This window comes from Faecalibacterium gallinarum (assembly GCF_022180365.1).
GTDB lineage: Bacteria > Bacillota > Clostridia > Oscillospirales > Ruminococcaceae > Faecalibacterium > Faecalibacterium gallinarum.
This window is the reverse complement of sequence record NZ_BQKV01000022.1, coordinates 20,433-39,376: the sequence shown is the minus strand read 5'-3', so window position 1 is coordinate 39,376 and position 18,944 is coordinate 20,433. Positions and strand designations below refer to the sequence as shown.

The following is an 18,944-nucleotide window of genomic DNA, read 5'->3' as shown; positions in this document are numbered from 1 at the left end:
GACGCGCCCAGCCTCACCGGCTGTATTTATAATAACATGAAACCATAAAAAAGCAAGAGGGGGAGGGGGACTTTGGGCATCGAGAAATTTTGCCAGCCAAAACCCCATTTTTTGTGTAGATAGCACAAGCCACCCACAAGATACAGGATTTTCACCTCGGGGTGCGAATTCCTCTTGACAGGCGCGGCGGGATATGGTATTCTTTGGGTGCAGCAAGGTTAGATAAAACTAACTTAATGGAGAGAAAATTCTTCCGCTGCGCCATTCCTCCATTCTATTTTTCATTTTCTCCTTTCCCCGGGCGGATGCGGCGCGGCTTATGGTTTGCGCCCGCTGTATCCCCCACCAAGGCAGAAAAAGCGGGGCCCCGGTCTGACCAGCCGGATCGCCCCGCTTTTTATCTTGTAAGGAGTGGTTCAGGCTTTGTCCTGAGGCTCGGCCCCCAGACGGTGCTGAATCAGGAAGAAGGCCACGGCGCTCATGGCGAAGGTCAGGTAATAGCTGGCCAGCCGGTAGAGCACCAGCGCCGACATAGCGCCGCTGGCCCCCAGAAAGCTCTGGAACACCAGCAGAAAAGCGGTCTCAATGGAGCCCATCCCCGCCACGTTGGGCAGGGCGTTGGAGAGCAGCATCATCAGCGCCGCCAGCATCTGGGCCTGCCAGAAGCCCAGGGGTTCCAGCCCCATAAACCGGATGCCCAGCCAGGGGATGGTGTAGAGCAGAGACAGTTTGACCAGCTGAATGCCCAGCAGCCGCAGGCAGAGGGGCTTATTGGCCAGCAGGCGGCGGCTCTCGCCCCCCAGCTCGTTGAGCTGTTCGGTCCAGCCGGCCCGCCGCTTCTGCCAGGCTTCGGACTTGGGCAGAAGGTTCATGGCCCGGATCACCAGCCCCTGAACCCGGGCGCTGGCGCAGACCAGAATCAAAGCCAGGATGATGGCGGCCACCACCGCACAGGCGGGCAGGAGGTATTGGGCCGCCTCACGGGCGCCGCCCAGAAACCATTCCATTTGGAAAAACAGCAGACACAGCCCGTATAAAAGCACCGCTGTTTTATGGAAAACATAGGCCAGAGTCAGCAGACCCACGCCGGGGCCCACCATCACGCCGCAGCGGTAGAGGTAGTAGCCCTGCATGGGCAGAGTGCCGGCTCCAAAAGTGACCACGTTGCCGAAGGTGCCCAGCAGCGTCGCCCCCACACCCTGGCGGTAAGTGAAATCGGGTTTGCGGCTGCGGAGCATCTGCTGGGCGATCAGCCCGTCCAAAAGGGGAAAACTGGCCCCCAGGGCCAGCAGAAGCAGGGCCTGGGGCAGGGTGATCTGCTTCAGGGCGGCCTGGATCTCGTCCAGATGATCCTTGAACAGATAGAACATGAGGACCGTCAGCGCCAGCAAAACCAGCAGGGAAAGCAGCGCCCGCTTGCCGGAAGGGCGGCTGGAAGAAGATTCCGAATCCATCATAGAAAACTCCTTTCTCCGCCCGGCGGCCGGGGCCCTGGGGCGGAATATAGTCTAGTATAGCACAACCGATGGCAAAAGTTTACCGCCTGAATGTGAATTTTCTGTCTGAAAACAGCGCAAAACAGCCCGGAGAGGAAGAGCTCTCCGGGCCGGAATGGCTTGACGTTATTCCTCGGGGGCTTTGTCGAACTCCTGCACATAGGTGGTGAGGGTTTCTTCAAAAGCCCGGGGGGAGTAATATTTTTCGTAGAGGGTGCGGCAGGCCGACTGCATCCCGGCCAGCTGTTCGGGGTGGTCGATGGCGTACTGGAGCCGCTGGGCCAGCTGCGCGGGGTCGTCGTCCCGGTAGATGAAGCCGTCCACCCCTTCGGTGACCAGGCCGGCGGTGCCGGTGTGCTCCGAGACGATGGAGGGTTTGCCGAAGATCAGCCCCTCGGTGACAAAGGTGGGCATGGGGTCATCCCGGGAGCTGCACACCACACAGGCGCACTGAGCCATCAGGGATTTGATCTCGGGCCGTTCCAGCCGCTTGACGTAAAAGACGTCCTCGGGGCAGTCCCGGGTCAGCTCCCGCACCTGGGCCAGAAGGGCCTTGTCCGAACCTTTGCCCACAAAGAGGAAGGCCGCCCGGCGGCGGGTTTCCTCCGGCAGAAGCCGGATGGCCTGCACCAGGATATCCTGGCCTTTGCGCCGTTCAAAGGCGCCCACATTCACAAAGAGGGGGCGGCCCTGGGCGTAACCGGTGTCGTATGTCCCAAAGCTCTCCTGCGCGTAATCGGGCAGGCCATAGATCAGCTGCCGGATGAAAAAGTCGGGCCGGATGGAGTGCATGGCCGCTGTGGCATGGGAACCCACGGCGCAGACGTGGATATTTTCCGCCAGCTGTTTGGGGACCCGATGGGCGATGTAGCCGTACCCCGCGAACGCGTCGTGGAGCCACCACAGCACCGGCACCGGCGCGCCGTTCAGCATCCGGATGGCCTCGGCCTCCACCACCGTGTTGGCCAGGACAAAGTCGCAGCCGGTGGCCAGCCCCCACAGGGTGGAAGAGGTGACGCAGTCGGGGTTGGTGACCACCGATGCCCCCGCCTCCACAAAGAGGGGGAGGGAACCCCCGTCCGAGGGGCCCAGGACCGCCACTTCGTACCCCAGCTTTTGGAGGATGGGCAGGGCGCTCACCGCCACAATGGGGGCGCCGGTCATGTTCAGCTCGTGGCTCAGCAGCAGGGCCCGGCGGTCCTTCTCCCCAAAGATATCCCCGGCCGAGATCTCTCGCCGGTAGCGCAAAAGCGCCTGGGGAATGTGCCGGGGGTTTTGGGCCCGGCCGGCCGCCAGGGTCAGCAGAGCCCCGGGCTGGCCGAGGTCGCAGCCCGCATCCCGGCATTCTTCCAGCAGCCCCCGGGAGAGGACGGCGCACCGCGCCCCCGCCAGATGCTTGGGCCCGCGGTAAAGGGCGGTGTCGCCCTCAAAGCCGAACACAGCGTCACAGGCGGCGAAGTCTGATCCCTCCTGCAAAGCCTGGGCAAAGTAGGAGAGGGTGGTGCTCAGAAACTCTACGTCCTCAGCCACCACCACCACCCCCGCCACCGAGGGCGTGAGAGCTGCACCCAGCTCGGACACCAGCCGGAACTTGCGGTGCAGCTGAAAGTCCAGGGTGTTTTCCAGAGCGCGGCTGCGCCCTGGGGCATACACCAACAGATAGGTGTTCTGGGTCTCGTAATAGGGCTGTTTGGGCAGCTGGAGCTGCTGTAATTTGGCGTAGTTGCTATACATGTTTTATCCTCTTATGATCCGCAGAATGCCGCGCACCGGCGCAGTCAGCCGCCAGCAGGTGCTGGCTTGCATCTGCTCCAGGGAGACGCGGTAGGCCTCGGTCTGCTGCCGTGCTTCGGCCAACAGCCGGGAAAGCTGCTGAATCTCCTGGGCCTGCCGGGCCGCCTGCTGGGCTTGCCCGGCGGCGTCGGCCCGGGCGTCCGCCTCCTTTTTTTCGGTCTGCTCAATGGCCTGGAGCATGGCGTCAAACAGGGGCTCGTCGGCGCTCTGGATCAGGGGGTAGTAGTTGTACGATACAATGATTTTGGTTCCTGCGGGCAGCCGGCTCTCGCTTTCCAGCCGGTAGTTGGGGTCGGACCGGGCAAACAGGGTGCGGCCCTCTTCCAGCTGAATACCGTTCTGGGGGCAGGGGGTCAGCTCGTCGTCCGACAGGGTCAGCCCGGTGACATAGCAGGGCAGCTCGCCGGGGTCCAGCCGGAGGGCCCGGGCCTCACAGGGCAGCTCAAACACCGCCGAGACCGAACGGGTGGAGGGCTGGTAGGCCGACAGGGGCGCCGACAGAGAATCCTGCTCCGAAAAGCCGGTGCCGCGGTCGTAGAAGAGTTTGGGCTGTAACAGGGCAGGGTTGGCGTCGTTGTCGTGGCGGGCGTGCTTGGACAGATAGTCCTGCAGCTCCTGCTCCAGAGCCAGGCAGCGCCGGGCCAGTTTGGAGACGCCTTCATCCGCAAGTGCCAGCTGCTGTTCCAGCTCTGCGATCCGCTCGAGTGGGGTTTGCTTGGTTTCAGGGGGCATGCCAGATTCACCTCTCACAGTATTTTAAAAAGATCCGGCCGGAGCCCGGCGGGATCTGTATGGAGCGCGGTTCAGAGGGAGTTTGGGCGATTTTGCAAGGGATGATACGCCCCCCGCCGCAGGGGGGGCTGTTTTACCCGTGCCGGGAGGCGTAGCGGGAGAAGGGGGCGGTGGTTGTAGCTGTGGCGGTCGGAGCGGTGCGGGCGCTGCGCCGGGGCCGCAGCCGGAAGATCCGCCGGCGATTGACCAGGAACAGGCAGACGATTAAGATCAGCCAGCAGCGCAGGGCAAAATGCAGCAAAAGACCCAGCAGGGGGGTGGCGGCGAACTGAGCCGCAAAGAGGTACCAGGGCACCGCCGTCAGCTCCACCGTATGGACGCAGAAGATCTGGAGGGAGCGGCGGCCCACATTTTCCAGGGTGTGGGCCAGAGAGCCCTCACACTTCCGGCTCAGGCCCACGAACCAGTGCACCGCCCAGAAGCCGATGACCCCATTGCAGAGGATACCCACCGGGCCCAGGGTCCATTCGCCCATGGACATATTGTCGGTGGACTGGGTGGCCAGAGCGCCGCCGGCAGCCAGCAGAGCGCACAAAAGCACCAGGCCCTTGAACTTAAAGGACAGGGGCTGGTCGAACCAATGCCGCTTTTTGGCCAGATAGCCGATGTACAGATAGGGCACCACGGTCATGCCCTGGGACAGGCAGAAGGGCAGCTCCCACACCAGGCAGGTGGCCCAGCCCAGAACCATGGTAAACACCACCGCATAGGGGATGTACCGCTCGGGGAAGGTGTTCATCAGGATATCCAGGATGATCCAGCCCACCGCCATGGCCAGCAGGTACCACATGGGCCCGCAGGAGAAGAAGGTGATCCCGAAGTACTCGGCGGTGTGGGGCAGCCCCAGCAGCATCCCGCCCAGAACTTTGCCTGTCTCGGCCACAGAGTTTTCCCAGATGCCGAAACAGGCGTAGTGGAAGGCCAGGTGGATCACCGCAGTGGCGGCCACCGCGTACAGATAGGGCGGCAGCACGCCCTTAAGCTGCTGGTGGATGCATTTGCCGATGGACCGCTTCCGGAAGCCATAGCCGCTGGCGATATAGAACGCTGACATCAGCGCTTCGCGGTAAATAAAGATCAGGAAGGTGGAAATGGAGATACCGCCGCTGGTGTTCAGCGCATACAGCTCGGCGGTATGTACAAAAACCACGGTCGCTATGCCCAGTCCCTTAAAAAGGTCGAACATACCGAGGGAACTGGCAGTACGTGGCTTGGTGGATTTCATCAAAAAGCTCCTCCTCTTGGGCCACTTCCAGCGTTGGACTCAGGATGGAAGCGAAAAAATATAAGCAATCGACAAAATTTATTTGAATCAAGTATAATGCTTTTTAATCTGCCTGTCAATTTGAATTGAGTCCGCCAGGCAGGCATCCAGGGGGATGCCCGGGCAGAATTGTATCATAATTTCGTGATAATTGCAGCAAAAGGGAATAATTTCAAGAGGAAAAAACGCCCACATTAAGCAAAACGACTAAAACAAAAATTTATACGGGCTACCTGTAATACAGGTCTTGCATTGCGGAGTGTTAAGCGGTATACTCTTTGCCAAGGGGTGGTGCGCCGGGCCCGGCTTTGCCCTCGCCTGATACGATAGATGGATATTAGGGAGGAAGAACTATGATTTCATCTGTATACCAACTGGTCACCCAGAATATGGAACATACCTATGCAGAACGTATTGCGATGCGTTACTATAATGAGGCGCAGCAGGTCGTAGTGGAAAAAACCTATCGCACCTATGCCCACGAGATTCGCTGCGCCGTCACCAGCCTGCGGGAAAAAATCCCAGACCTGGCCGGGCGCAAAATCTGCATCCTCAGCGGGAATAACTATCACTACGCCGTCAATATCTTCGCGCTGATGCTGGCGGGGGCAGTTGTGGTTCCTCTGAACCAGAATAAGAGCTGGGACGAGCTTTCCTACGAGCTGGACCTGGTGGAGCCCGAGGCCGCGCTCTGGGACGGCGGGGATTACCCCTATAATGAGAGTCTGATCCAGCGGTTTGGCGACCGGCTGCTGCCCATCGACCATTATACGGCCTGCACAGTGCCCGCCGAGATCTCCGAGTGCGCCGACCTGGACGCCCTTTTGATGATCATGTTCACCTCGGGCACCACCGGCCGCAGCAAGGGCGTCATGCTCTCGCAGCGTGCAATTTTCAGTGTGATGCATCCGTTTACCGGAATAGGGGAGCGTTTTTGCAAGGAGCTTCAGAACGAAAACACCGTGCTGAGCCACTGCACCGTTCTGCCCATGTTCCATATGGCAGCGTTTACCTGCCTGTTCTCCTGGAGCATGAAGGGCTGGGCCCTCAACCTGTGCAGCCTGCGCAGCTTCTACCGGGATATAGCCCTGATGCCCAGCGAGGCCATGGGCGTGGTGCCGGTGATTATGCAGACCATCCACAGCGATATGATGCGGGGCCGGCGGGACCGGCTGAGGCCCCTGTGGTCTCCCGTCTGCGGTTCGGCCTCCTTTGACCCCCAGATGCTCTTGGATCTGGCCGGGCAGGGGATGTTCATCGTCCAGACCTACGGCCTGACCGAGACCTGCGGCGACGGCATGATCAACTACGCCCAGGACCCCAAACACATCGGGGCGGTGGGAAAACCGGAAGGCATCTGCGAGATCAAGCTGGATGACGGGGAGCTGTGCATCCGGGGCGACAGCGTGATGCTGGGCTATTACAAAGACCCAGAGGCCACCGCCCAGGTCATCGACTCGGAGGGCTGGTTCCATACCGGCGACCTGGCCCGGGTGGACGAGGAGGGATATTACTTCCTCACCGGGCGGAAAAAGAACCTGATCATCCTCTCCAGCGGCGAGAACGTCAGCCCCGAGGAGCTGGAGCAGGTGCTGGGCCGCTGCGACGCCATCCAGGAATGCCTCGTCAAAGAGAAAAACCGCAAAATCTGTGCGGTGATCCGCTGCCCGGAGGACCGGCAGAAAGAGGCCGAGGCCTACGTTGCCGACTACAACCGCACCCTGCCCCTGTATAAGCGGATTAACTTAATTGAGTTCTGCACCGAGCCCCTGCCCCGCAATGCCACGGGCAAGCTCGTACGCAAATAAAAACCAAAACCTGAAAAAGGCATAACAGAAAGGAACGGAAATAACTATGCAGAGATCGGAAATTCTGGCTCAGATCAAGGCAATTCTGGAGGACGTGGCGGAGATTTCTCCCGATGAGGTCACCGAGGACAGCGTTCTGATGGACGATCTGGATCTTTCCTCCATGGAGATCCTGACCATTGTGGCGGATCTGGAAGAGACCTTCGGCATCCGCATCCCCGAAAAAGAGCTTCGCGGCTTCGTCACCGTGAGCGACCTGGCGGACTATCTCACCGCCCAGGTGGTGTGATCCAATGGCCCAGAATCGCTCATCCGCCTATATTTTCCAGGGCGTGATGTACTTTTACCGGCAGGAGAAAATCTGCTGCCGCTACGAGATCACCCTGCGGGACGAGGTAGACCTCGCTTTGCTCCAAGCGGCACAGGACGAGGTCCTGTCCCGGGCGGAGTATTTCCGCCAGCAGCTGGTGTGGGAAAAGCGGGACGCCTATCTGGAGCCCAACGACCAGCCCTGTCTGGTCTTCCAGGGCAGCCAGCTGCGGGAGATCCCTGAAGAGACCAATGGCTATCTCTTCTACTTCTCCTGCGAGGGCCCGGTGATTTATCTTAACTGGCACCATTTCCTGTCGGATGGCCGGGGCATGGCCTCCTTTGCGGCCCTGGTGCTGGAGGCGTACTGCAACCGGCGGTATGGCGCGGGCTTTGTGGGGATGACTCTGGTGACCCCGCCCCCCTACGATGAGCAAGCCCTCTTTGATCGGTTCCCCAGCTGCCATGCGAAAAACGATCAGAGCGAGCAGGTGCCCGAAATCGCCGAGGGGGCCGCTCACCGGACCCTGGTTCGGGTGGATAAGGCGAGTTTGGTCCAGCGGGCCCTGGCCAGCGGGGTCAAGCCCTTCAGCTGCCTGACGGCGCTGCTGACTCTGTCCATGCGGCAGTACCTGGGCCGGGACGAGATCTTTTACTCTTATTCCGCCGATACCCGGGACGACATCGGCGCGCCGGACGCACCCTACAACTGCGTGACCTCCTTCCAGGGGCGGGCGGCGTTTGGCCCGGACCCCCGGCTGGAAGATTTTGTCGGCGCGTTGGACCGGGAGGTTAAATCCAATCTGGAACCCGAGCGCAAACTGGAGCGGATGGCCCAGCAGATGAACTGGATCTATGAGGTGTCCAAGCTGAAAGCCCCCCTCAAGATCAAGCAGCGAGTGTTCCAGATGGGCGAATACATGGGCGGCGTCCCGTCGGATTTCTGGATCAGCTATCTGGGCAATCCGCTCCGCCCCACCTCCCCGGAGCTGATGGACTACATAGAAGATTTTGAGGTTTGGGTTCCGCCCGATGGCGCTTCCATTTGTGTGGAGGCGGCCAGCGTCAACGGCCAGATTATCCTCTGCATTCAGGATAAGACCCTGCGCTCCGGCCTGGCAGACGTAATCCGCGCTGTCATGGAGCAGGAGCAGGTTCGGGTGATACAAGCCCAAGACCGGACCCCTGCCTTTACCTGAGAGATTGATTTACATAAAAAACCCCCGCAGCAGATGCTGCGGGGGTTTTTGGTTGGCGAATTACTGGGCGCCCAGAGCTTTGAGGATCTGGTTGCCAATGTACTTGTGGCCCCGGATGGTGGGGTGGGCGTCGTTGGCGGTGGAGGTCAGGGGCACCGGCACAAAGGTGGCGCCGGTCTGCTCACACAGCTCCCGGGCAAAGCGGTTCAGCTTGATGAAGTGATCGGTCACAGGGTAGAGAAGGGGCACCGGGTTGTAGTAGCCGATCACCAGGATCTGGGCGTCGGGGTTCAGCTCCCGCACGGCGGCGATCACCTGGGGCAGATATGTGGTGGTGTTGGCGTAGCCGTCCTGGCACTTCTGGTACATACCGGTGGTCAGCGCCTGGAACAGGTCGCTGAACTCCTGGGGGGTGAGGACCAGCTCCTGGACCGCCTCCATAAAGAGGGAGAAGCTCTCGAGGGTGAAGTCCCGCAGGGTGCCCGAGACAATGTAGTTGGCCAGCTTTTCGGATTTCCAGTTGGTGGCCTCGCCCAGAGAGACAATAAAGGGCACCGTGATGTCGTTGCAGCCGATGGCGATGCTGATGATATCGGCCTGACGGACGTACTCCTGGTATTCCGGGTAGGAGTAGTAGGTGCCGGCGAGGACGTTCACCCCCGACATGGAACCGGTCTGGAGCATTTCCAGCATGTCCTTGGTCATCAGGGCGGGCAGGCCCAGGTTGATGGCGTGGTCACGGTCCAGGCCCAGCCCCTCGGCCACGACGCTGACGTAGCAGTCCGGGGAATATCCTTTGAAGTTGGGGGTCATATCATAGCCGTACTGTGCGGGCAGGTAGACCACGTCTTTCAGGCCCACACCGGCGGCGATGCTGTCGCCCAGGGCCACATACATAAGGGAGTCATCCTCCTCGGCCTGGGGGGCCGGCGCAGCGGGCTCTTCCGGAGCCGCAGGGGCCTCCGGGGCGGGCGCCTCGGGCGGAGCGGGGGTCTCCTCGGGTGCCGCGGGTACCTCCGGTGCGGGGGTCTCAGGGGCAGCAGGGGCTTCCGGCGCAGTTTCTTCGGGGGTCAGCAGCACGGTGCCGGGGGCGGTCTCTACCGGAGGAACCGGTTCAGCCGCCAGCGCACCCAGGGGCAGGCTGGCCAGCAGTACGCTTGTCAGCGCAAGGCAAGCAATCAGTTTTTTCATGTCAGACTCCTTTTTGCGCGGGCCGGAGCCTGCGCGAGAAAATAGAGATAAGATACTGTCATAATAAACAGCAGTGCGGCAAATGTCAAGATTTGGACTTAGGTACAAAAGAACCGGGCCTTCCGTCAGGGGGACCCGGTATTTTTATTTCAGAGGGGGTTAGTAATCAGAGGGCTGGATCGACTGTTCCAGGGCCCGGTAGTCCACCTTGCCCACGGGGGTGTAGGGCGGGGTGTCCACAAACTTGTAGCCCACGGGCTGGACGTATTCGGGCAGCTCCTCCTGGCAGAGCTGGCGCAGCTCCTGAACCACCTGGCGTTTTTTCTTGTGGCAGGACGGGTCCAGCTGGATGAAGGCGAAGGGCAGCCGGCCCTGGAAATGGTCCTTGTCGGCGCAGCTCACCACCGAGCAGCCCCGGACCGCCGGGTGCATACTCAGGGCGTTCTCGATCATGGTGGGGAAAACCTTGAACCCGTCGTGGCGGATGATCATCCGCTTGATCCGGGAATCCAAAAAGACGTAGCCGTCCTCGTCCATGTAGCCCAGATCGCCGGTGTGGACCCACACCCGGCCGTCCGGGTGTTTGCGGAGGATGATCTGGGTCTCCTCGGGTTTGCCATAGTAGCCCTGCATGGTGGCGGGGCCGCAGATGCACACCTCGCCCCGCTCGCCGATGGGCAGCTCCTTGTCGGTGCCCGGCTCAAACACCGATACCAGGGTGTTCACCAGGGGGATGCCCACGCTGCCGGGCTTGTTGTGGTGGCCCGCGCAGGCGGTGGCGGCCGAGCAGACCTCGGTCATGCCGTAGCCCTTGGCCAGAGGATAGGGGGCGCCGTGGGCCGCCAGAAAATCGTTGACGGTTTTCTCCGCCCCCAGAGAGAGGGAGTCGCCGCCCGCTGCAAAGTTGAGGATGAAGGACAGGTCGGCGTTTTTCAGCTTCCGGTCTTCCGCCAGGGTCTGGTAATGGGTGGGCACGCCGAACATATGGGAGGGTTTGTGCTTGAGCACCAGACGGCCCAGTTTGGCGGGGTCCAGGTTGGGGACGATCACCACCGTGATGCCCAGGCAGAGGGGCAGGTGGACGCCGCAGGCAAAGCCGTAGGCGATGAAGGGGGGCATAACGTTCAGCAGCCGCTGCTGGCGCTCAAACACCTCTTCGTAGGCGGTGAACTGCTGAATCAGGGAGTTAAAGGCGTTGTCCCCCAGCATCACCCCTTTGGGGGAGCCGGTGGTGCCGCCGGTGTGGACCACAACACAGCAGTGGTCGGGGTCGTAGGGCTCGGCGGCGGTGCTTTCGCCCTGGCCGGCGGCGAGAAAAGCCTTCCACCGCACCACATTGGAGCCGTAGCGGTTTTTGTCGTGGTTCGCCAGGAGGTAGGCCAGCTTCACCGGCCCTTTCAGGGAGTCGGCGGGGGAGATGACCACCACTTTTTCCACCGAGGTCCGCTTGATGGCCTGGCGGCATTTTTCATAGGCCGCGTCCAGACAGAAGAGCAGCCGGGAATCTACTTCCTGAATGTAATCCCGAATTCCCTCCGGGCTGTAACGGGGGTCCACCAGGTTGAGGGTGGCGCCCAGCAGGTCGGCGGCGTAGTAGAGGTAGATGGCCTCGGGGGTCATGACGCTGACCACCGTGGCGATGTCGCCTTTTTTCATCCCGATGGCCCGCAGGGCGGCGGCTGTCTTTTTGACGTTGACGATCAGATCGGCGTAAGAGATGGTGTTGCCGTAGTAGCTGAGGGCGATGTCCGTCAGGTGGCCTTTGTTCTGCTGGCAGAGGTAGTCAAACACGGTGCAGGCCGGGGGCTCCATGTCCCAGAACTTTTTGTCATAAAAGGCGAGCCAGGGCCGGGCCTCGGAGGCGTACCGGACGGTTTTGACGGTTGTTTCCATAACAGATACCTTTCTGTTTTGAGATCCTGGCGGGGGTCCGCCAAAGGATTTTACAAGCTGAAAAACAGCTGTAGCATACCTATTATTATAGGTATAAATATAGGGGAATGTCAATGAACGGTCTGTGACAAAATCGTGTAGAATTGCTGCAAAAAAAGACCTGCCCGCAGGCAGGTCTCTTCGTTGCAAAATAGGGGGAAAAGGGGGGCAAAAATCAGACTTTGTAGCGGAAGAAGATGTCCCGCAGGAAGTTGATCAGTTTGCCCACAGAAGTGATGATATTCACCACGTTGTTGCTGCCGGAGTTGCTGGCCGGGGCCTCGCCGTCGGTGCGCCAGATCTGGGTGCCCATGAAGGGGTTGGCGGTGCCGATGAACATGTAGTCCTCGGTGGTGGCGAACACCCGCAGGCCGTGGTTGTAGGGATCGCCGAAGCCGTTGTCGGTGATCTCCTCAAAGTTCACGCCGTCCTCGCTGACGTACATGCCAAAGCCCCGTTTGGCGGTGGCCAGGTAGCGGATGCAGGTCAGGTAGGACCGGATGTTCTGCGCCAGGTTGTCGTTGACCAGCTCGCGGTAGGCCTTGCCCAGCAGGCCGTTCTGGCCCTCCAGCTTCTCGTCCAGATCCTCGTAGACCTCCAGGAACTCCTCGGGGGTCTGGGCGTCGAACATCTCGGTGCACTGGTCCAGCTCCTGGTTGATGGCCAGCAGCTCGGCGGCCTCCTCATCGGACAGGCTGCCGGGCACCAGCTCGCCGCTGACCAGAGCATCGGCCAGGGTATCGACCTGCTCCTCGGTCAGGGTGATCTGCTCGACCGCAGTCTCCCCGTCGTTGGACAGGGTGGACATCTGCTCCATGGACCAGCGGGTGTTGGCGCTGGCCAGAGCCTCCATCACCATGGCCTCGGCCTCCGCCTCGGTGGCCGGGGTCTCCGTGGTGCGGATGCCGTTCACCGCTTTGCGGATGGCCAGCTCGATCACGGTGCGGATATAGCCCAGCTGGCTCTTCCACTCCTCTTTGGTCATCCGCAGCAGGTTGCCGTTGACGAACTGGCCCAGGGGCTCCAGCAGGCTGGAGGTGTCAAAGGTGCCCAGGTACAGCTTGCCCTGCCAGACGGTGGACTGCCAGATGTACTGGTTCTCGTGGTCGCCGAAGCCGGAGCCGATGCCGGACAGGCTGCCCTCGGGGAACATCTCGGTGGCATCGCCCACCACCAGCTCGATGTTTTCGTTCTCATCCATCCGATACAGGTTGACCGACTGGGTCAGGTTCCGGGCCAGGAAGGTGAAGTCCTGGTCGAAGATGACCGACTGGAGGGGGATCTCCTCGTCGTTGTACTCGCCAATGTACAGGTAGCCGTCATACACCACCAGGTTGCAGGCGCCCGAGCGGGTGCGCTCCGGGTCGATGCCGAAGGTATACTTGGCGCCGTCGGCCTTGTCGCCGATCACCGGGGTCCAGGTCCAGCTGTCGGGGTTATCCACCGAGCCCTTTTCGGGATCGTAGTCGCCCCGCACGATGGCGAAGGACTGCATGGTATAATCGTCGGGCATGTTGTCGGGGGTACCGGTGCACAGGGCCACATACAGGCTGCCGTTGTAGGAGATCATCTCCCAGATGGAGCCGCCGTAGATGCTGTCCGAGTAGTGGTAGGCCGCATAGCCGAACAGGTCCTTGTCCTCGGTGGTCTCCTCATCGGAGGCGATCTTCACAAAGGCGTCCTGACCGTCCCAGGGGTGGTTGGAGGCCAGGATATAGGGGCCGTTAACACCCACGCAGCTGACAATCAGATAGCCGTTGAACTCGGTGATGCCCCGAACGCTGACGCAGATGTTCTTCTGATAGGCTTCGGCATACTCCTGTGCGCTGGCAAAGCCGGTGTACACCTGGCGGCACTCATCGGTCTCGGGGTCCACCTGCCAAACACTGGGGTAGCCCAGCTGGCTGCCCTCGGCTACGGCGCCGCAGAAGTACAGTTTGCCGTTGTACTCCACCGCGTTGCGCAGAGCGGCGGCCTGGCCGGTGGTGGCACGGGACATCAGAACCTTCATCTCACCGGTGTGGACGTTGAACTTGACCAGAACGCCGCCGGTGTTGGCGTCGTCCTCCTCCCCGTAGAAGAAGGAGCCGTTGAACAGAGCGTCCAGCTCGGCGGCCATCATCTCGTGATCGAATTTCTCACCCAGAACGCTGTCCATCATGTTCAGAGTCTGGGCCAGGGAGGCGTAGTTGGTGGAGACATAGAGATAGTCGCCGTAGGTGATGGCGGCCCAGGAATAGCTCTGGCCACGGGCGCCCTGGCCCTGGTCATAAGCGGCCACCTGGCCGTTGCCCACATAGTCCACCAGACCGTCGGGCTGCTTGGTGCCGCTCTCGGGGTGGGAGAACTTCTCGAACAGATAGTCCGCTCCGGTGTAGGTGTAACGCGCCGTGAAGGGCGCAGCGAAAACGTTGACCGCAGTGGATACGGCCAGCATGGTGCCGACGGCCAGAGCCGTAGTACGTTTGGCGATGTGGTTCTGTTTCATTGCTTTAATCCTCATGGAAAACCTAGATGGAAGAGTGCGGAGGGAGCAGGAGGTTTAGCAGGTACTCCCTGTGTGCGATTCCACCGCCGCGGCGGCCTCGGGGGCCGGTGCGGCGCTGGGGTCAGCGGCCTGAGCTGCCTTTTTTGCCGCCCGCTCGGCAGCCCGTGCCCGGGCCCGCTCGGCGGCTTCCTGCTGGCGTTTTTTGCTCCGCGCCCGGATCCTGCACACAGAGCACAGACCGTCGGCGCTGTCGGGTGCGACGGGTTTGCCGCACTCGGAGCAGAACGTCTTTTTGAATTTGAGTACGCTGACGGGGCCCAGGCTGGTCAGCTGGCGCAGCTTCATGCCGTCGATGGCGTGGTAGCTGCAAGCCGCCACGCAGACGCCGCATTCGCTGCACTTCCAGGGGGTGATGACCACCCGGGACTGCCCGTCGGGAAGATCCTCAATTTTGAGGGCGCCGGCGCGGCAGGATTTTTCACACTTGCCGCAGCCGAAACACTTGGAGTTGAAGGCGGGCAGATGCCAGCCGTAATGTATCGGCGTCTCGGTGGCCGCCTTCAGCTGTTTGATCCGCTGGTTGAGCAGCAGCCGGAAATCCAGCGCCTTGCCCCGGTCCGGGTCCTGAAGGCCGGGCAGCATCCGGAGCAGATACCGGCTGCCCGCCTTGGAGGAATCGGTCATGTGGGAGAACATCTCCCGCCGGGACAGGCTCTTGACCTGGTAGGGCGCCTCCTCCGGCTGATACGCCAGGGTGAAGCGGGCCTGGAACAGCGCCGTGCCGAAGAATTCCACCAGCCGGGTGAGTTCGGCCCGCAGCTTCTCGGCGCACAGATCGTTCTCACATTCCCCGCAGGGGGTCAGATCCAGAACAATCTTTTTGTTCAGCGCCAGATAGGCCAGGGACTCCCAGGACAGCGCGCAGATGCAGTCCCGCACCAGATCGTTGTGGCGGCTGCTCTTCTGGCATCCGATCCAGATGGTGTCGTTGTCGCTGTCTGCGGGGGCGATGTCCTGCTGGATCTGCTCGGGCGAGGGCTCGATGCACCGGCTGCGGCAGACCGAGACACACAGCCCGCAGTCGGTGCAGGCGGACCAGTCCCGGATCAGATTGGGGCGGGCAAAAATGCTCTCCCCATAGGGGCAGATATCCTTGCAGTCGGAGCACTTGGACCGGTGCGGGGAGAGATTCCAGCACTGGCGGCGGTCGATCTCGGGGTGGCTGGTTTTCATCAGCGCATCCATGGCATATTTCGTAAAAATACCCATAGAACATTAAACCTCGCTTGTCGATGAATTCTCAGGCGGGTCCTGCACTGTGGTAACGCAGGCGTTCTCCAGCAGGAAGGACTGCACCTTCTGCGCGGTCAGGGCGGCCGTCATGGCGTGAGGCGGGATCCGCAGAAGCAGATCGTCCTCGGACAGGTTCTGCGCCGCCGAGAGCCGCCGGTATTCGGCCCGGACCTCCGGGTCGGAGACGGTGATCCCCTCGGCCTCGGCGATGGCCTGGGCGGCCAAAACGCTCCGGATCTGGCGCTCGGCCGCGGCGCGGCACTGGGCCCGCAGCTGTTCGGGGGTGATCCCCTCGGCCTCGCAGTAGCCTTCCAGGCTGCCGCCCTCCCGCTGGAAGCGGGCGGCGCGGCGCTGGAGCTCCTGCTCGGCGGCGGCATCCAGACGGGCCGGGTCCAGCTGAACCGTCAGGTTGGCCCCGGCGGCAGCCAGCAGCTCGGCCCCGGCTTTGCGGTCGGCAGCGGCCTCGTGGGGCAGCTGCTTTTTCTGCCGGATGGCCTCCTTCATGGCGGCAAGGCTCTCATAGCCCCGCCCGCGGGCGAAGGCGTCGTCGGCCTCGGGCATCAGCTTTTCGGCCACTGTGTGAAGGGTGAGGGTGAACTGGGCGGTCTGGCCGGCCAGCTCCGGGATCTCGAACTCCTCGGGATAGGTGAAGTCAAATGTAAAGGTCTCCCCGGCGCAGTGCCCGTACACCGCCTGTTCGGCGGCAGGCACCAGCCGGCCGTTGCCCAAAACCAGGGCGGCGTTGGTCATCCGGCTGTCGGGGATGGGCTTGCCGTCCAGATAGCCCTCAAAATCCAGGGTGATCCGGCTGCCGTCCTGTGCGGGGCGGTCGGTGAGCTGGTAGTGGGCGTGCAGGCGGCACTGATGGAGCAGCTCCTGCTCCACCTCCTGGTCCGAGACCGTGCGGACATGCCGTGTTACCGGCAGGCCCTTGTACTGGCCCAGCGTGACGGGATGATGCGGTTTCGGTTGATTTGACATAATCCTCTGATGCGCCTCCTTATCAGGGTATGGCGCTCAGCAGTCGGCGCAGCGGAACTCGCCCTTCAGCCAGTTGGTGTCCAGCGAGACCGAGCCATCGTCCCAGACAAAGGTGGGGATGCCGATCCGGCCCTCCGCCTTGACGCTGTCGTACTGGGGCAGGGTGTCCCGCATGGCGAGAAACTCCTTCAGGTTCTTGGTACTTGCGGTGATGTCGACGTACTCATATTCAATCGACTGCTCCGCCAGCAGCTGCTTTGCCTCGCGGCAGGTGGAGCAGATTTCGGCGCCGTAAAGTTTCAGCATATTATGTTACCTCCTAAAATATTGAAAAATATGCAGAATGGCCATGGTGACAGTATACACCCTTGCGAGGCCTGGGGCAAGAGCTACAACTTGTGAAAAAAACGGTGAATCGCTGGCAGAATTGTCATATTAGTCCATTTTCGGCACACCAGCCCCAGATTACTTCGCTGTACAGCTCGGGGAAAAGGGCGTTTTCTTCGGCAAAAGCGTCCAAATACCGCTGCACTTCGTTTAAATCGGTGGGGGTGGTGCGGCGGTAGACATAAAATACGGTGCCGTTGCCCATATCAAAGCTGGTTTCGTAGGTGAAATACTGCTCCTGCATGGCCCAAAACTGTGTGTCCAGGGTTTCGGATACGTTGCTGACCTCAAAACACCAGGGGAAAGGCAGGGCCGTCAGGACATATTTTGCCTCAAACAGTTCGGTGGGGAAGGGCTGGGTGCCCAGGATGCCAAACCCGAAGCAGAGTTTGTTTTCCAGCGGGCGGTTGGGCAGATCACAGTTCAAAAACAGGTCGGGGTTATAGGGCAGAGAGTGGGGGATCATGTAGGCGAACTCCCCCTCGGCGCAGTTCTGGTCGATCCAGTCCGCTAACTGGCGGATCTGGGCCAGGTCGGTCCGGTCGTAGATCATGGCGTCCAGCCGGGTGAATTCCATGTCGAGGGAGTCCAGGATGAACCCCGGCAGGGCGATGGTGGTCAGGGGCGACAGCCACACCGAAAGGTAAAAAAGAACGGTAAACGCCCAAAATCCAAGCTTGAGGGCCCGGCGGCGGTTCAGGCTGTCGGCCAGGGCCGCCGCGCCCTCCAGCATCAAAAGAAAGTACCCCGGGATCAGGAGAAGGGTCTGGTGAGAGCCCAGGTTCTGCACCCGGGTAAAGAGAACCAGGCTGACGGCAAGCTGGCCCAGGGCCAGCGCGGGCAGAAAAGCCTGCTTTTTCTTCCGGGCGGCCCAGAGCCCCCAGCCCATCAAAAACAGGTAAAGGGGGCTGAGCCGGAAGAACTGGCTGTACAGCTCCAGAGCCAGGCCGCCGGTATTGTATACGGCATAATGCGATGAATAATTATACAGCAGAATGTGGCGAACGATGGGCCAGAGCAAAAGGCACATGGCCGCCGCCGACCCGGCCCCGAAGAGAACCAGATTCCGCAGCCGGCGGTTCCGGGCCCGGCGGGGCAGCCCCCGGCAGCTCAGAACCACCAGCACCGCATAGGTGAAGAAATATCCCACCAAAAAGTAGAGGTACCACCGCCGGGTGAGGATCAGCGCCTCGGTGGCGAAGAAGATGGCGGCGCACCGGCCGGGCTCCAGCCGGTCAAACCGGTAGTCCAACGTCAGCAGCAGAATCATAAAGGCGAAGATCAGCCCAAACCAGTCCGGCTGGCCCAGAGCCGCCGCCATCCGCAAATAGGGGAACACCACCGTCAGGGTCAGCCCCACCAGAAAATACCCGGATTCATTTTTTACGCCGATCAGCTGACCGGTTTTCACCACCAGACCCCCCAGCAGGAGCAGCAGAGTGGGGAAGACGCTCACCATCTGGCTCAAAACGTAGCTGTCCCCGGTGTGGTCGGTGAGACAGAAGGGGAACTCAGTGAAGAGGGTGATGAAGCTGGTGTAGTCCTCCCCCAGGGAGGTGTACAGATGCCAGAGCCCCACCCCCGCGCCGGACCCAAAAGCCGCCTCGGCGTCGTATTGGAGGAGAAGGTAGTTGCTGTAATCCCAGACATAGACAAAGGTGTGGCTGTTCACCTGTATAAAAGCATAGGCCAGGGCGGCCAGATAGACCCCGCCCAACAGGTACCAGTGGAACCGGGTCAGCCGGACCTCCGCCTTGCGCAGGGCCCCCAGGGCGCAGAAAAAGAGCAGAAGGTTCGCCCAGAGACTCAAAAGAGGGAAGAACAGGGCCCCCATCCCGCCCCAGAATCCCAGCAGCCCCAGCAGGAGCAGAGAGCCGGCAAAGAGCGCCGGGCAGAGCCCGGCCCGGCGGCGCCGGAGGACAGTGGTTGGCATGAGAAGATCATCCTTTCGCGTTTGAATGGGGCAAAAACTACGATTTTGTGAATAGAAATAGTATAACAGACCGACGA

14 protein-coding genes are annotated in these 18,944 nt (G+C 61.2%); 3 read left to right on the top strand and 11 right to left on the bottom strand.

What is annotated here, in order from left to right; all coding sequences use genetic code 11:
- Positions 1-416: 416 nt before the first annotated feature.
- The 4 genes from JCM17207_RS03150 to JCM17207_RS03135 all read right to left on the bottom strand — a co-directional run bounded on the left by JCM17207_RS03150 (position 417) and on the right by JCM17207_RS03135 (position 5,307).
- Positions 417-1,457 carry a lysylphosphatidylglycerol synthase transmembrane domain-containing protein gene (locus tag JCM17207_RS03150; RefSeq protein WP_238316211.1) on the bottom strand — a complete coding sequence of 347 codons (1,041 nt, stop codon included), beginning with the start codon at positions 1,455-1,457 and terminating at the stop codon, positions 417-419.
- Between the two features lie 165 nt (positions 1,458-1,622).
- Positions 1,623-3,230, bottom strand: a complete 1,608-nt coding sequence (locus tag JCM17207_RS03145; RefSeq protein ID WP_238316210.1) for a glycosyltransferase family 4 protein — start codon at positions 3,228-3,230, stop codon at positions 1,623-1,625.
- A gap of 3 nt (positions 3,231-3,233) precedes the next feature.
- The gene (locus tag JCM17207_RS03140) at positions 3,234-4,022 is read right to left on the bottom strand and encodes a hypothetical protein (protein ID WP_238316209.1); all 789 of its coding nucleotides are present in this window, start codon (positions 4,020-4,022) and stop codon (positions 3,234-3,236) included.
- A gap of 133 nt (positions 4,023-4,155) precedes the next feature.
- A complete protein-coding gene (locus JCM17207_RS03135; protein ID WP_238316208.1) occupies positions 4,156-5,307 on the bottom strand; it encodes an acyltransferase family protein in 1,152 nt (383 codons plus the stop codon).
- A 392-nt stretch (positions 5,308-5,699) separates the two neighbouring features.
- Here JCM17207_RS03135 and JCM17207_RS03130 point away from each other — a divergent pair, with 392 nt between their 5' ends.
- From JCM17207_RS03130 to JCM17207_RS03120, 3 genes are read left to right on the top strand one after another with little or no spacing between them, the layout of a single operon-like run.
- Positions 5,700-7,154, top strand: a complete 1,455-nt coding sequence (locus JCM17207_RS03130) for a class I adenylate-forming enzyme family protein (RefSeq protein ID WP_238316207.1) — start codon at positions 5,700-5,702, stop codon at positions 7,152-7,154.
- 46 nt (positions 7,155-7,200) lie between these two features.
- Positions 7,201-7,443 (top strand): acyl carrier protein, encoded by a 243-nt coding sequence (locus tag JCM17207_RS03125; protein WP_238316206.1) that lies wholly within the window; start codon positions 7,201-7,203, stop codon positions 7,441-7,443.
- A gap of 4 nt (positions 7,444-7,447) precedes the next feature.
- Positions 7,448-8,662: a hypothetical protein gene (locus JCM17207_RS03120; protein WP_238316205.1), complete on the top strand. Its 1,215-nt coding sequence runs from the start codon at positions 7,448-7,450 to the stop codon at positions 8,660-8,662.
- Between the two features lie 60 nt (positions 8,663-8,722).
- On the opposite strand, the gene JCM17207_RS03115 is transcribed toward JCM17207_RS03120, so the two are convergent.
- The 7 genes from JCM17207_RS03115 to JCM17207_RS03085 form a co-directional block, all read right to left on the bottom strand.
- On the bottom strand, positions 8,723-9,853 hold the full coding sequence (locus JCM17207_RS03115; protein WP_238316204.1) for an SGNH/GDSL hydrolase family protein: 1,131 nt from the start codon (positions 9,851-9,853) through the stop codon (positions 8,723-8,725).
- A gap of 159 nt (positions 9,854-10,012) precedes the next feature.
- A complete protein-coding gene (locus tag JCM17207_RS03110; protein WP_238316203.1) occupies positions 10,013-11,746 on the bottom strand; it encodes a class I adenylate-forming enzyme family protein in 1,734 nt (577 codons plus the stop codon).
- 214 nt (positions 11,747-11,960) lie between these two features.
- On the bottom strand, positions 11,961-14,273 hold the full coding sequence (locus tag JCM17207_RS03105) for a hypothetical protein (RefSeq protein WP_238316202.1): 2,313 nt from the start codon (positions 14,271-14,273) through the stop codon (positions 11,961-11,963).
- Positions 14,274-14,327: 54 nt separating this feature from the next.
- A complete protein-coding gene (locus JCM17207_RS03100; protein ID WP_238316201.1) occupies positions 14,328-15,542 on the bottom strand; it encodes a 4Fe-4S dicluster domain-containing protein in 1,215 nt (404 codons plus the stop codon).
- Positions 15,543-15,548: 6 nt separating this feature from the next.
- Positions 15,549-16,547, bottom strand: a complete 999-nt coding sequence (tig, locus tag JCM17207_RS03095; RefSeq protein ID WP_238316200.1) for a trigger factor — start codon at positions 16,545-16,547, stop codon at positions 15,549-15,551.
- A 36-nt stretch (positions 16,548-16,583) separates the two neighbouring features.
- Positions 16,584-16,853 (bottom strand): glutaredoxin domain-containing protein, encoded by a 270-nt coding sequence (locus JCM17207_RS03090; RefSeq protein ID WP_238316199.1) that lies wholly within the window; start codon positions 16,851-16,853, stop codon positions 16,584-16,586.
- 124 nt (positions 16,854-16,977) lie between these two features.
- Positions 16,978-18,867 carry a hypothetical protein gene (locus JCM17207_RS03085; protein WP_238316198.1) on the bottom strand — a complete coding sequence of 630 codons (1,890 nt, stop codon included), beginning with the start codon at positions 18,865-18,867 and terminating at the stop codon, positions 16,978-16,980.
- Positions 18,868-18,944: the final 77 nt, after the last annotated feature.